At 63.8% G+C, this 14,046-nt stretch carries 5 protein-coding genes and 5 pseudogenes; 1 reads left to right on the top strand and 9 read right to left on the bottom strand.

Going from position 1 to position 14,046, the window contains the following annotated elements; all coding sequences use genetic code 11:
* The 4 genes and pseudogenes from J7396_RS17045 to J7396_RS22620 form a co-directional block, all read right to left on the bottom strand.
* A pseudogene (locus J7396_RS17045) lies at window positions 1-561 on the bottom strand (RHS repeat-associated core domain-containing protein); the annotation flags it as partial.
* A gap of 181 nt (window positions 562-742) precedes the next feature.
* Complete coding sequence (locus tag J7396_RS17040; protein WP_209261784.1) at window positions 743-1,096, bottom strand: hypothetical protein; 354 nt, start codon at window positions 1,094-1,096, stop codon at window positions 743-745.
* A 437-nt stretch (window positions 1,097-1,533) separates the two neighbouring features.
* Window positions 1,534-4,056 (bottom strand): annotated as a pseudogene (locus tag J7396_RS22625) (RHS repeat-associated core domain-containing protein); the annotation flags it as partial.
* A 618-nt stretch (window positions 4,057-4,674) separates the two neighbouring features.
* Window positions 4,675-5,097: pseudogene (locus J7396_RS22620) on the bottom strand (RHS repeat domain-containing protein); the annotation flags it as partial.
* Window positions 5,098-6,119: 1,022 nt separating this feature from the next.
* On the opposite strand from J7396_RS22620, the pseudogene J7396_RS17030 reads away from it, so the two are divergent.
* A pseudogene (locus J7396_RS17030) lies at window positions 6,120-6,336 on the top strand (IS1595 family transposase); the annotation flags it as partial.
* Between the two features lie 147 nt (window positions 6,337-6,483).
* On the opposite strand, the gene zwf reads toward J7396_RS17030, so the two are convergent.
* From zwf to J7396_RS17010, 5 genes and pseudogenes are all read right to left on the bottom strand, one after another.
* A complete protein-coding gene (gene zwf, locus J7396_RS17025; protein ID WP_209261783.1) occupies window positions 6,484-8,286 on the bottom strand; it encodes a glucose-6-phosphate dehydrogenase in 1,803 nt (600 codons plus the stop codon).
* Entirely contained in the window at window positions 8,283-10,082 is a 1,800-nt protein-coding gene (locus J7396_RS17020; RefSeq protein WP_209261782.1) for a glycoside hydrolase family 15 protein, read from the bottom strand. The genes zwf and J7396_RS17020 overlap by 4 nt, the downstream gene beginning before the upstream one ends.
* A gap of 63 nt (window positions 10,083-10,145) precedes the next feature.
* Window positions 10,146-10,444 (bottom strand): annotated as a pseudogene (locus J7396_RS22615) (phosphotyrosine protein phosphatase).
* Between the two features lie 26 nt (window positions 10,445-10,470).
* Window positions 10,471-13,791, bottom strand: coding sequence for an ankyrin repeat domain-containing protein (locus tag J7396_RS17015; RefSeq protein WP_209261781.1), 3,321 nt, complete (start codon window positions 13,789-13,791; stop codon window positions 10,471-10,473).
* Window positions 13,784-14,044 carry a YcgL domain-containing protein gene (locus tag J7396_RS17010; protein ID WP_005914803.1) on the bottom strand — a complete coding sequence of 87 codons (261 nt, stop codon included), beginning with the start codon at window positions 14,042-14,044 and terminating at the stop codon, window positions 13,784-13,786. The genes J7396_RS17015 and J7396_RS17010 overlap by 8 nt, the downstream gene beginning before the upstream one ends.
* Between the last annotated feature and the right edge of the window lie 2 nt (window positions 14,045-14,046).

Below are 14,046 nucleotides of genomic sequence, written 5' to 3'. Positions count from 1 at the left end.
CTGCTTGACGGGGGAGCTTACGGTCCCAGCCCAGTCCCTGATTACATTTGTCGCACCGAAGCTTACGGTATCTCCCATTCCGGCAGAAAAGTCGACGATAGGCTGAGGAACGTTAGGCCAGGTTGCAGGATCGTTGAGTTCCAGTAAGCCATATAAATCCATCGCGTTCAACGGATTGGATGCAGCATATCCATAGGTTGCCAAGCCCGCAGTTAGGCCCAGGGGATCACTCTGCCCATACCGACCAGTAGCAGCATCATAGTCACGAAAGTAGTTCTGATTGAATTCGCTCGCTGCATCAAAGCGCTGCCCAGGGAACCGCATGTCGAACACCATCGCAATGCCATCCCCATCCGGATCCTGGTTCGGCGCGGTGTTACCGAAGGCTTCGCCCTTCGGACTCCAGTTCCACACGGCGACATCGCGGGCGGCATCGACGACCACACGCGGGCTGCCGAGGTGGTCGGGTTCGATGTAGTGCAGTTGAGCGCCGTTGGCTAGCAGGCCCACCGGCAGGTCGTCCAGCCAGATCGCTTGCTGCTTGGGTGCAGTATTGGTGTCGGGAACCGAAGTCAGATTGGCCTTATAATTCAACCTGACTCCGCTCTTTCACCGGAGGACGTTGGGATAGCGCACCGTTCTCGCCAACGGTATCGTAATCCTCAAAACACCTCCAACGGATCGTCACTTAGACGCACGTAAATGTCTTGTAATCCTGGGTGACTCACGTGGTGACATCCAATCAGTAGCTTCCAGTACAATTCCATAAATTTTCAGCGTCTGAAGATCGATGCACGCACATGTTACTGCCCGGGCCAAAATACTTGATTATCAACTCGTAATGGCCAGGCGAATTTGAGACAAAGAATAGCTTTATATTTGCGGAATCAACATCTGCCATGAGTTCCTTATAATTTCCGAGCTCATCAATTGACTTTGGATAGGCAGCCCTCTCAAGGCGATAAGCTTCGATTGAACGGACTATAGCGTTACCAACCTCCTTTGTCCTCTTGGCTTTCATACCTTGGCCGGGAGCAGCACAAGCAGACAAGGAGATCATAAGAATAATTGCCAGCTTTAAATTATTAGCAATCATTGTCCGACGCACCCATTTTGAACCTCGTTTTGCAAAGCAATCCAAATTTCTCTGGCCAAGCTACTTGAGTCGCTAGCAAGATACGAATCCTCCCATAACTGAGCCTGTGCTTCGTACTTGCCATCTCCAAAAAGCGCATTGAAGTATTGAGATGCTTGTTCAGCACTAGAGGGACTTGCGTAGTCATAGGGGCTCCCAAAGCCAAGCGTATATCCAACCTGAGGAAGTATGAGGCGTGAGGTGACCTTTGCACCTCTACGACGCTGCCACACATGAAAGACCTCATGAGCAAGAGTTGAGCGCGCTTCAACTTTATTGAGGTCGATGCCTTTGCCTATATCGCCATCAATAAAAAGGCTTCTCGGCAGCTTAACATTGCTGCCACGGAGAGATGAGCCGCGACTTCCCGATGCTTGCTGGATATCTAATGATGCCGTATCGAAGTTGCTACCGAACAGAGCACCAATAAAAGCAGATTCTTGAGGAAATGGCGCACGAAGGCCAAATGGATCAGAGGAGAAAAACGGGCGACTGTTAGCATATGAGTAGCTATTCAGCCCTCCTCTTAATCCAATCGGATCACTCTGCCCATACCGGCCTGCCGCCGCATCGTAATCCCGGAAGTAGTTCTGATTGAACCCGCTCGCCGCATCAAACCGTTGTCCCGGGAAGCGCATGTCGAACACCATCGCGGTACCGTCTCCATCCGGATCCTGGTTGGGCGCGGTGGTGCCGAAGGCTTCGCCCTTCAGGCTCCAGCTCCACACGGCGACGTCGCGCGCGGCATCGACGACGACGCGCGGGCTGCCGAGGTGGTCAGGTTCGATGTAGTGCAATTGACCACCGTTGGCTAGCAGGCCCACCGGCAGGTCGTCCAGCCAGATCGCTTGTTGCTTAGGCGCACCGTTGGTGTCGTAGTCGCCGAGCCAGTGGCCTGCCTCGTCGTAGAGCGTATAGGTGTTGGCAGTGCCCAGATAACGGCGTACCTGCTCGCCGCGAGCGTTGTAGCGGTAGTTCATGACTGCAACGCCTGCCCGCTTGACCTGGGTCATGCGGCCCGCAGTGTCGTACAGGTACTCGCGCGCCTTGCCGCCGATGGTGAGGGTGTTGCCCATCTTGTCGTAGGTGCGCGCCACGCCTGCGACTGCGCTTAGGCGGTGGTTGGTCGTCGGATAGGTGTAGTCCTGCGTGGCGCCGCCGACCTTGGCACTCAGGCGGTTGCCGGTGCCATCGTAGCTATAGCCGTCGATCACCGCCTCGGTAGTGCCATCCTTGAGCGCAGTGAGCCGGCCGAGCGCGTCGTAGTCCAGGCGAAGTTCTGGTGTTGGATTGCCGGCCGGTGTCAGGACGGTGAGGTCGCCAACGGCATCGAAACCGAAACCGATTTCCAAGCCGCCCGCGCGGGCGTCCTGGATACTTTGCGGCCGGTAGTCCTGGTCGTACATGCGCGAGAGCTTGCGGCCGTTGCCGTAGGTCCACCCGGAGGATGGGCCGAACGGATAGTAGGTCGCATTGCTCAGCAGACGCTGGCGGCTACCGCCCGGTGCGGTCACCCCAACCTCCGTCGTCTGCCCTTGCGCGTTGCGGATGTAATCGACCGCAGTCCCGTCCGGGTAGACCATCGACCGCAGGCGGCCGCCGGGTGTGTAGTCGTAGCGCAACACCAGTGCCTTGCCGTTGACCGTCTGCACCTTGCGCACCACCTCGCCGAAGCGGTTGTAGCAGTACTGCGTCGTACCACTGCTGTCTTGCAGCTTGGCCAGACGCCCCACCGTGAATGTCTCACCACTGGCGCACACGCTTTGCGTGACGTCATAGATATAGCTGACATTGAAGGCGGCGGTTGGGTAACTGATGCTCAAGACGCGGTTGAGCGCATCGTAGCCGTAGGTGGAGGTGACGCCGCGCGCATCGGTCTGCGTGGCGCGGTTGCCTGCGCTGTCGTAGGTGTAGCTGGTGACGCCGGTATCCGGGCTGGTCAGTTTCAGGATGTCGCCGAGCCCGTTGTATGTGTAACGGGTGTCCAGGCGTTTGGGGTCCTTGACCTGCAGCGGGCGATCCAGGTTGTCGTAACCCACATTGGTTTCGGCCTTGATGCCATCGACATCCTGCAACGTGCGTGCAAGCCGGCCGAGGGGGTCGTGCTCTTGCTGGGTGCTACGGCCGAAGGCGTCGGTGATCAAGCGCAGGTTGCCGTTTGCATCGTAGGCGTAGTCGGTGGGGTTTGCGGTCGCGTCTGCCTGCGTTTTCAGTTGGCCCAATTGATTGTAGATGCGACTCAGGCTGCGCGTGAGCGCACCTTGCGCGTCCTTGGTCTGCTCCTCCAGACGATTGCCAGCGTTATCGAGCACGTAATGGACGCTGTTGCCCAGCGTATCGGTGACATCGGTGAGGCGTTGGGCCTGGTCGTAGACAAAGGCCGTATAGGTCCCGTCGGGCTGGATGATGCGCTTGACCAAGCCGGTGGGCCAGTACTCGAACGTGGTGACGCGGTTCTGCGCGGAACCAGCGCCATGCACCGTGGTCGATGCCAACCAGCCACGCGGGTGGTAGCTGTAATCGGTCAGCACCCCGTTCTCGTCGACGGCAGAAAGGACGCGCCCCGCTGCGTCATAGCTCAGATTCTCGCGAATCTGGCCGCGGGCGTTGATGGTCTGCCTGAGGTCGCCCTTGCGATACGGGCACGGTCCAGTGCCGGTCTGGCACCCAGCGGCATCGATGGGATAATAGTTGTAGGTGGTGCGGTCATCGATATCCGTGCGTGGGCCATCGATGGACTTCAGATAGCCCAGGACCGGGCAGGTGCTATCTGCTGCGGCGACATCCGATGCCTCGCAGTAGCTGTACGCCACGTCGCGCCTCTCACTGGACGTTGCACCGATCGTCGACACTTGAATGGGCTGAAGTCGCTCATTGCGGATGTAGGAAATGGTGCGTCCGGCGCTTTGAATCGAGAGCATCCGGTTGGAGCCGGCGGTCGTCCGGGTCGTGGTCGTACGTGCTTGCGGAAGTCCAAACGCCTCCTGGACGGTGTGGACATTGATATCCACGCCATTCTCGGTCAGCTCCGAATAGCCATGCCTGGTCTGCACCCCACGCCTGTCGGTCACCGCGCTGAGCCTCCTGCGATAATCGGTCGCCTGATCGTAGTAGGCATAGCGCATCGCACCGTCGCTTCTTGCCACGGATGCGATCTTCGGAGATTCGCCGCCCGCGGTGGTCATCGTGTAATCAACCGTGTTGCCCAGGGCATCGGTGACGGCGGTGCCGGTGGACAAATATACAAGCGTGACGCCATCGACGCCGCCGGCATGCTGGCTGGAGATTGCGCGGCCGGCATCGTCATAGGTGAAGGTACTGAAGCGCTGGCCGTCTTCCGTGGTGACGCCGGTCAGGTGCCGGGGAAAGCGTGTGTCCTCGTAGTGATAGGTCCGGCCCTTGCCATCGGCATAGGTCACGGTGACCAGGCGCTGTTGATCGTAGCCGTAGCTGGCGAGCTGTACGCCACCGGAGACGATGCCGGTGATCAGCGCGTCGTCGCTGTCGTTGGCGTACACCAGTTGGATGGAGCGACCCTGCAGCGAGGTGATGCTCTGCAGCCGTCCACGTGCGTTGTAGGCATACGCCAGACCACTGCCATCCTCTGCCATGCGCGAGATCAGCTTGCCCTTGGCGTCGAAACTGTAGATGGCGTCCTGGCGATACAGTGCCCACTGGCCGCCATTGGCGATGATGCGCTCGCCAGAGGCATTGGCCGCGCGATAGTCCGAGCCCACCTTGCGGAACGGCACGGCGTAACCGCTGCCCTCTACCAGCCCCAACACATCGCCCTGTATCGTCAGATGCAGGCTGTGCGAGAACGTCCAGCCGGGACCGAACCCTCCAGTGTTCAGCGCGATGCCCGAATGGTAGTAACGCGTCAGGGCAAGCCAGCCCAGATCGAAATCGCGCTCGGCCTGGAATTTCTCGCCGGTCTTGACGTCGCAGGGATTGCCGACCATGCCGGGGTTGCCGCCGCTATTTTGGCTACCACTTGGCTGACTCTCACACTGCGGGGCGGTGACTTCAATCGTCGCAAGGATTTGCTTATTCGTGCAGCCCTGGTCGCTGATGTGCCAATTGGTGTATTGCTTAGGGCAAACGCTTCGCCTAGTACGCAGTATCCCAGCACCATACGCATATGTGCCGCTGCAATCGTCATAATATCCGTTAACGACATAGTGCCTTGCTTGCGTCTCCAATCCAATGTCATATTCCGGATATGGGCCATAGCTGATGTCCCCCCACTTATTTGTAGGGACGACCAATGGCGTTCCGCATTGAGGAGCCCTTTCCGTAGCTCTCTGAACAAGTAAAGCAAAAGCCTCCTGTTCTGTTGGTATGTTTTTTATGTTGTCGACGCTGTATAACCAGTCCTCATCGTTGGCTTCCTCGCGCCCCATCCAATAGGTGATCAGCATCTTTCCGTCTTCGCTGACTGTCTGGTCCCTGATAGTGTCGACGTATCGATAAGCATCCTGCATGTACTGCGACCCAGGAATCGCCTTGATCGCCGCTTCCGCCTGCGCCTGCGTGTCATAGGTGCCATGGGATGCTCCATCCGCATCACGCACCAGGAATTGCTGTTTCTTTCCTTGAGCAGAAACGAGCTGGGAAAGAAAGAGAAGGCAGAGCATCGCCATCAGAGGCGCAAAGCGCGCGGAGCCAGTCTTTTTCTGGTTACGGTACGGCGTGGTCATTGCAAGTCCTTGCAAAAAGTCAATCGGTCCAATCGAGTCAAATGCTGCAGGCGGCAACATTGGCCCAGCCGCCCATCGGGCTGATCTGGTGCGATCCATCTCTTTCCGGCGCGTGTTGGCCACATGGGCAATGCGCTTCATCTTCCCTGAGAGAGGCTGCGCGAAAAACGGGATACACACGTGTCGCATACGACAATCCTTGTCAGCACAAGCGGCGATAGTACGTAATGGCCGCCAGGCCGACAACCGATTCTTGTTAACTCCTAGCGACCTCAGGCGGGCCAGGCGCTCGGTGGGCTACTGGTGCTTGGCAATCTCAAGCGCGCCACCGGGGGCGCCTGTCACGTGGCTCACGGCAAATATGCCAGACCTCGTCTGGCCGAAAACGCCTACCGTTTCAACCACCGGTTCTGCTGAGCGAGATACTCACTCCCGCTGCTCGCCACGGCGATGATGCGTTGCATGCCCTGTCCGGAGCCGGTTCTGCGCATGGCGAGCAACGTCATGGCTGAGAGTCAGGACCAATTAGGTGTTGCCGGACATGGTGTCAGCATAGATAGAGGACAAATCGTGAAGCGGCAAGCGGCGCGCTCCATCGTAAGCTAGGGAAACGCGTCAGCCATGCTACCCATGGCTGACGCGTGCGGATCAGCTGCGCGGCTTGCGCGCTTTTGCCGTCTTGCCTACCGCTGATTTACCCAGCGACTTCGCTGGAGTTTTTGCGACCTTCTTACTCGAGTATTTGGTGACCGCCTTCCTGGCGACCTTGCGGCTCGCGCCGGCGGTGCCTTCACTCGGTGCCGCAGTCGCTACCGATGCACGCCCGGTTGGCGACTTGCTCGTCTTTTTCGCAGCTTTCCTGGGGGCTTTTTTCACCGGCGTTGCGGCACCCGCACGCACCTCCGGCAGGCGGCGCGGTGGAGGTTTGCGGCCGGGGGTGAGGGCGCGCCAGGCGTGGCCGCCGTTCATGGCCAGCAGTGCGTCGGCGGCCGAGGGGCCGGCGCTGCCGGCGGCATAGTTGGGGAAGTCGCTGGCCGGTTGTTTCCAGGCGTCCAGGATCGGCTGCACGATGCGCCAGGCGCCTTCCACCATGGCCGCGTCCTGGAACAGGCCGGCTTCGCCGTTCATGCAGTCCTGCAGCAGGCGCTCGTAGCCCACCGTGTATTCCTTGGGGAACCAGTCGCGGTAGCGGAAGTCCATGCGCACCGGTGCCAGCGCCACCTGCGCGCCCGGGCGCTTGACGTCGAACTGCAGCGAGATGCCCTCGTCCGGCTGGATATGCAGCACCAGCCAGTCGGGACCGTAGCCGCCCACCTCGGTGCTGCGGAACGGCGCCAGCGGCGCGGGCTTGAAGCGGATCGCAATCTCGGTGGTGCGTTCGCGCAGGCGTTTGCCGGTGCGCAGGTAGAACGGCACGCCGGCCCAGCGCCAGGTGTCCACCTGCAGCTTCATCGCCACGTAGGTTTCGGTGTCCGAATCGTCGGGCACGGTGTCTTCTTCGCGATAGCCCGGCACCGCATTGCGATTGACCGCGCCGGAGGCATATTGCCCGCGCACCACATCTTCGGGCTTGATCGGGCGCACCGCCTCGATCACTTCAGCGCGACGGCGATGCATCGCCTCGGTCGTGAACGCCGCTGGCGGTTCCATCGCAATCATCGCCAGCAGCTGGAACAGATGGTTCGGCACCATGTCGCGCAGGCAGCCGGTGGGGTCGTAGAACCGTCCGCGCCCTTCCACGCCGATGGTTTCGGCCGCGGTGATCTGCACATGGTCGATGCGATCGCGATTCCACACCGGCTCGAACAAGCCATTGGCGAAGCGGAACGCGAGAATGTTCTGCACGGTTTCCTTGCCCAGGAAATGATCGATGCGGAACACCTGATCTTCGTGCAGCACCTTGGCAACCGTGGCATTGAGATGCTTGGCGCTGGGCAGATCGTGGCCGAAGGGTTTTTCCACGATCACCCGGCGCCAGCCTTCGCCTTCGCGTTGCCTGACCAGGCCAGCCTCGCCCAGGTTAAGCAATACCGGCTCGAAGAAGCGCGCGGCGGTGGCCAGATAGAACAGCACGTTGCCCTGCGTGCCATAGCGCTTGTGCAACTTGTCCAGCACCCCGCCCAGCGATCGGTAGGCGCCTTGATCGGTGAAGTCGCCGCGCAGGTAATGCATGCGCTCGCGCAACCAGTCCCAGGTGGCGGTGTCGAATTCGTCGGTCTGGAATTCGGCATCGCGACTGCTGAGCAGCTGCGTCATCGACTGCCCCATGTTGGTCCGCCACGCGCGTTCGCTGATGTCGCCATGGTCCATGCCGACAATGGCGAACTCATCGCCCAGCGCACCGGAACGGCGCAGGTTGTACAGCGCCGGCATGACCAGGCGCTTGGTCAGATCGCCGCGTGCGCCGAACACCACGATGATGCACGGCGGTGTGGTTGCTTGCTCACTCATGGATGCGTTTCCTTTTCGCCCATGCGTCCATGCAGGCGCAATGCCGCATTGACCAGGGCCACGTGGGAATACCCTTGCGGGAAGTTGCCGAGCATGCGTTTGCTGCGCGGATCGTATTCTTCGGCGAGCAGACCGACGTCGTTGCAGAGCCCGAGCAGACGTTCGAGCAGCGCACGCGCCTGGTCGGTGCGGCCGAGCAATGCATAGTTTTCCACCAGCCAGAAACTACAGGCCAGGAAGGTGCCCTCGCCAGCCGGCAAACCGTCGGCGCTGTCGTCGGCGCGATAGCGCTCGACCAACCCGTCGATGGTCAGATCGCGCGCGATCGCATCGGCGGTGGCGGCGATGCGCGGATCGTCCGGCGGCAGAAAACCCACGATGGGGATCAGCAGCAGCGAAGCGTCCAGCCGGTCCGAGCCATAGCTCTGCACGAAGTGACCGTCCGGATGCACGCCTTTTTCCAGGACTTCGGCTCGAATCTCTTCGGCAATGCGGCTCCAGTGCGCGCGTTTTTCTGCGTCTGCATTGGTGATGCCATCGCGCGCGCCGCAGTCGAAGGCCAGCCAGGCCATCACCTTGGAATGCACGAAGTGGCGGCGCTCGTCGCGGATTTCCCAGATGCCCTCATCGGGTTCGCGCCACAGGGTTTCCAGCGTTTCCAGAATCTTTTCCAGCAGCGACGCAGACGATCCGTCGTCGTCGGACGGCAGGCCCACGCCCTTTTCGCGGGCGTAATGGAACGCGCCGATCAACTCGCCATACACATCGAGCTGGAACTGATCCACCGCGCCGTTGCCGATGCGCACCGGGCCGGAATGTTCATAGCCGGGCAGCCAGTGCGCTTCCCATTCCTGCAAGCGGCGCTCACCGGCAATGCCGTACAGCGCCTGCAATTGATCCGGCGAACCGGCAATGGTGCGTTGGACCCAATCGCGGAAGGCTGCCGCTTCGTCGCGGTACCCGGCCTGCAACAACGCGATCAGCGTGAACACCGAATCGCGCAGCCAGCAATAGCGGTAGTCCCAGTTGCGGGTACCGCCCAGGTGCTCGGGCAACGAGGCAGTGGGCGCGGCGACAATGCCGCCGGTGGGCAGATAACTCAGCCCCTTCAACACCACCAGCGAGCGGCGCACCTGCTCGGTCCACGGCCCGACATCGGTACAGCGGCGCGCCCAGCCGTGCCAGAACGCGGTGGTGCGTTGCAGTGCCTGTTCGGCGTCGATCAAGGGCGGCGTGGCTTGATGCGAGGCGCCGTGGCTGAGCAGAAACCAGGTGCTTTCGCCCTCACGCAGGGTGAAGTCGGTTTCGGTGCCCATGTCCTGGCCGCGCAGTGTTTGCGGCGAACGCAATGCAAGCTGATCGGGGCCGGCGATGGCGCGGATGCCATCGACGATGCGCGTCACCCATGGCACCGTGCGGCCGTAGTTGAAGCGGAAGGTCAGGCGCATGTGCATCGGCACGCTACCCTGCACGCAGCGCACGATACGCACCAGATGCTGATGGACTTCGCCGTTTTCGCTGGCGACCATGAAGTCGATCAGTTCCACCGTGCCGTTGTCGGTGATCATGCGCGTGCACAGCACCAGGCTATCGTCCTGGTAGGCGCGCTCGCTGCGGAAGTCGGCAGCCGGCGACAACGCCCATTGCCCGTGTTGTTCCTCACCCAGCAACGCAGCGAACACCGCATCGGAATCGAAGCGTGGCAGGCACAGCCAGTCGATGGTGCCGCGATGGTCGACCAGGGCCGCGCTGTGGCAGTTGCCCAGCATTGCGTGGTCCTCGATACGCACGCTCATTGGTTGGGCGCTTCCTTCCGGCGAAAGAACGCGCAGTCTTGCATGGGCCGTGTCGGGATCAGGTTACGACTGCGCCGGTAAACCCAGCAGCGGTGGCACCGTGTGTTCCAGGCGGCGTACCAGTGCCGGGTGCATAGACGCATCCTCGTCGGGACGCTGCAGGCAGATCACCCGGCGGTGGCGTAGGTGCGCGGCGACGCTCCATGACCAGCACCACCTCTGCCTCCTGTAATAGCCCTGGGGTGACCTGCACTTGCGCATCGGCCGCCAGCCGGCCGATTGCGCCTGCACGCCGGGCCAGCGGCGAAGACGCGCTCGGCGGTGAGGCTGCGCAGGCGGGTGCGGCTGCACACGAACGGCACCCGCAGCGGTTACCCGACGCGCTGGTTCAGCGGCCTTCGCGCAGGAAGCGCGCCATCGAAGAGACGCCCGGCAGCGCCGGTTCGAACTGGCCGGCCACGTCGATGAAGCCGCGCATGATGGCGATTTCGCGCGGGGTACGGTTGAGCGCATCGCGGCGGTCGGCATCGGCACCGGCCCGCAGCAGGCGCTGCACCAGCAGCGGCAGGCCGTGCAGTGCAGCCAGATGCAGCGGGCCGAAGCCGCGCTGGTCGGCCACATCCAGCGAGACATCTTCGTCGAGCAGGCGTTCGACGCCGGCCAGCACCACCTGCTCGTCGCAGGAGGTACCCGGTTCGGCACGCGCGCCCAGCAACAGCAGCAACGGGCTGACCCGGCCACCGGCCAGGTAGTCCGGGTCGGCACCGGCCAGCAGCAAGGTGTCCAGCAGGGCCAACAGGCGGTTCTTGTCGCGCGCGGTGAAGCCGTACAACGCCGCGCAATGCAGCGGCGCCAGCCCCTGATTGTCGGTGGCGTGCACGTCGGCCGCGGCGGTGAGCAGGCGCGCCACGATGTCCGGCAGGCCCAATGCGCAGGCCAGCATCAGCACGGTCACCCCGCCCGGCAGGCGGTGTTCGATCTGCGCACCGGCCTGCAGCAAGGCGGCCACGATCTCGGTCTGGCGCATGCTCACGGCCGCCGACAACGGCGTGGCGCCGCTGTTGGCCGCGCGCTGCGGATCGGCGCCGCGGCCGAGCAGATGCGTCACCACGCCAAGATGGCCACCACCGGCGGCACGCAGCAGCGCGGTGCAGCCTTGCGCGTCGACGGCGTCGACGGCGAGGCCGAGATCGATCAGGCGACGCACCGCATCGGTATCGCCGGTCATCGCGGCGGCCGGCACATCCGCTTCGCGCAGCGTGCGGCGCGGCAGCGACCAGATGCGCCAGTCCAGCCAGTCGGCCAGATCGCGGCGGCCGATCGACAGCGCCACGCCCAGCGGGGTCTGCCCGTCGGCAGCGCGCGCTTCCGGCGAGGCGCCCTGCTTGACCAGCAGTTTCAGCGAGGCATCGCGGCCCAGCGCGGTGGCCAGATGCAGCGCGGTCATGCCGTGGCTGTCGCGCGCTTCGCGGTCCACGCCATGTTCCAGCAACCACTGCTGCAGGCGCAGCCAGCCCAGCCGCACCGCCAGCGACAACGGCGGATCGCCGGCAGCCGACGGAGCGAAGGGGTCGGCGCCACGTTCGAGCAGTTCCAGCGCGAACTGTTCCAGCCCGCGCGATGCCGCATCGTGCTGCACGCAGGCACTCAGCAGCCGGGTCAGGCCACCGGCGCCTGCCGGCGAGACGCCATGCCGCAGCAACGCCTGCAGCGCCGGTACCGCCTCCACGCCGCGCGAGAGCAGCGCAAACATCGGGACATCGCCGCAGGCGTCGCGCACTTCGGCATCGGCGCCATGGCGCAGCAGCCAGTCGACCGCCTCGGCGTTCAAGGCCAGATGCGCATCGTGCAGCAGGCCGCCTAGTTCTTCCGGGGCGCATAGCCGCGCCAGCGCGACCAGACCGTCGCGCTGCCCGAGCTGCAGGCCCTCGCGCAGCAGCACCAGCGGCGGGCGATCGGGCAGCACGGCAACGCCAGGCGCCTCGCCCTGCGCGTCGCTGACCGCGGCCGGCAACGGGTAAGCGGGATCGAGCAGCTGCACGATCGCCCAACGTCCGGCCTCGGCGGCCACATCCACCGCGCGGCGACCGTGCGCATCCACGCTGTCGGCAGGTACCTGCAGGTCCAGCAGGCGGCGGATCAGCGCCGGCGACACATTGTCGGCGGCGCAGGCCAGCATCAACGCGTTGCGGCCGTCGCCATCGATGGCCAGCACATCGGCCTTGCGCGCGACCAGGCGTTCGAGCACGGCGCTGCGTGCCTGGCGCGCGGCATCCAGCCACGGCGTGCGGCCCAGCAGATCACGCGCTTCCAGGTTTGCTCCGGCCGACAACAGCGCCTCGACGATGTCGCCGTGGCCGGCCAGCGCGGCTTCGTGCAGCGCACTGCGACGCTGGCGATCGCGCGCATCCACACGCGCCTTGTGCTTGAGCAGCAACTGCACGCCGGCCGGGTCGTCTTCTTCGGTACCGGCTGCCGCCAGCAGCACCGGGGCGCCGCCCTCCGGTTCGGACTGCGCGCCGCGCTCCAGCAGGAATTTGGCCAGCCGCCAGTTGCCGACCTGGCAGGCCATCGCCAACGGCGAATGGCCTTCGTTGTTGAGCGCGTCGAGCTCGGCGGCGGCATCGCGCAACAGCGCGGCCACGCCCGGGTCGGAACTGCGCACGGCGTGATGCAAGGGGGTGTTGCCGTCGTTGTCGCTGGCGCGCGGGTCGGCGCCATTGGCCAGCAAGGTCATCACCGCATCCGGGCGGCCGTGCCAGCTGTCGCGGGTGGCGGCCAGCAAGGGGGTCATGCCGCGATGCGGTTGATTGACGTCGACGCGGCGCACGATCAACTCACGCAGCAGGCGCAGATCCGGCAGTACGGCCGCCAGCGCCGGCAGGCTGCGTTGATCGCGCCATTCCGGCAGCGGCAACGCCTGCGGGTCTGCACCGGCCTCGAGCAATTGCAGCGCGCGGTCCACCCGGCCACTGCGCGCGGCCTCGAAGAGTTCGGGCACCAGCTGATGCCGGGCCACCGGTTCCAGCGGGCGCGGTTCGGCGGCGGCTTCGGAGAAGAAATCGGCGGCCTGGCGCGTGTGCTGCGCATCGCTGCGCATGGGTGCGGCGGTGCGTTGCAGCAGCAGATGGGCCACCGGCAGCAGCACACCGGCAGCCACCGCCAAGCCCCAGCGCAGGCCGCCGGACAACCAGCCCGGCCAGGCCAGCACCACGGCCAGGGTGCACATCGCCAGCACCAGTGCAGCCGCCAGCAGGCCGCGCCAGGCATGCAATTCCTGCGCGGCCAGCGCCTGCCAGCGTGGCGCCAGCGCACCGCCGTCGCGTTCCACCTCGCCCCACAACGGCCAGGTCCGCCACAGCCCCAGCAAGGCAGCGCTGATTGCGACGCTCAGCGCCAGCGCGGCAGCCAGGCTGCCGCTGTCGCGCAGGGCGGTCAGCGGCCAGCTGATCAGCGCAGCCAGTGCCAGCAGGCCCACGCCCCAGATGGCCAGCAACGGCGGCAGCGCCTGCGCGACCGCGCGCGGCTGGCCCGGCACTGCGCGCGTCCCACGTGCCCACGACACCGCCAGCGCGAACGCCGGCTGCGCCAGCCACAGGCTCAGCGCAGCAACCACGCCGCCAATGCCACCGAGCAGGCAGAGCACCACGCCAGCCGCGCCGGCCAGCGCTGCGGCGCGCATCCGTGCGCCACGCACAGGCTCAGTCATGGTCGCACTCGCCTGCGAGCACGATGGTCTTGGGCAATTGCAGATAGAAGCCGTGCTTGCCCAGCGCCTCGCGCACCGTGGCCGCATCGGCCTGCGCCAGCCGGCGCTCCGGCGTCAACGCCACATCCAGCACGAACGTCAACGGCGCCAGCTGCGCCTGCACGGCGGCAGGAAGACCGGAGAAATCGTCACGTGTGGCGAGATAGACGAAGGTGTCCTGCTTGCGTTGGCTTTTATAGACGTAGGCGTGCATGC

Source organism: Xanthomonas sp. A1809 (assembly GCF_017746015.1).
GTDB lineage: Bacteria > Pseudomonadota > Gammaproteobacteria > Xanthomonadales > Xanthomonadaceae > Xanthomonas > Xanthomonas euvesicatoria.
The sequence above is the reverse complement of the archived record's forward strand: the minus strand, read 5'-3'. Positions and strand labels throughout refer to the sequence as shown.

Excerpts from the sequence above, each read along its gene's own strand:
- J7396_RS17040 (WP_209261784.1), bottom strand. The coding sequence starts at position 1,096 with ATGATTGCTAATAATTTAAAGCTGGCAATTATTCTTATGATCTCCTTG.
- J7396_RS17010 (WP_005914803.1), bottom strand. The coding sequence starts at position 14,044 with ATGCACGCCTACGTCTATAAAAGCCAACGCAAGCAGGACACCTTCGTC.
- J7396_RS17015 (WP_209261781.1), bottom strand. The coding sequence starts at position 13,791 with ATGACTGAGCCTGTGCGTGGCGCACGGATGCGCGCCGCAGCGCTGGCC.
- zwf (WP_209261783.1), bottom strand. The coding sequence starts at position 8,286 with ATGAGTGAGCAAGCAACCACACCGCCGTGCATCATCGTGGTGTTCGGC.
- J7396_RS17020 (WP_209261782.1), bottom strand. The coding sequence starts at position 10,082 with ATGAGCGTGCGTATCGAGGACCACGCAATGCTGGGCAACTGCCACAGC.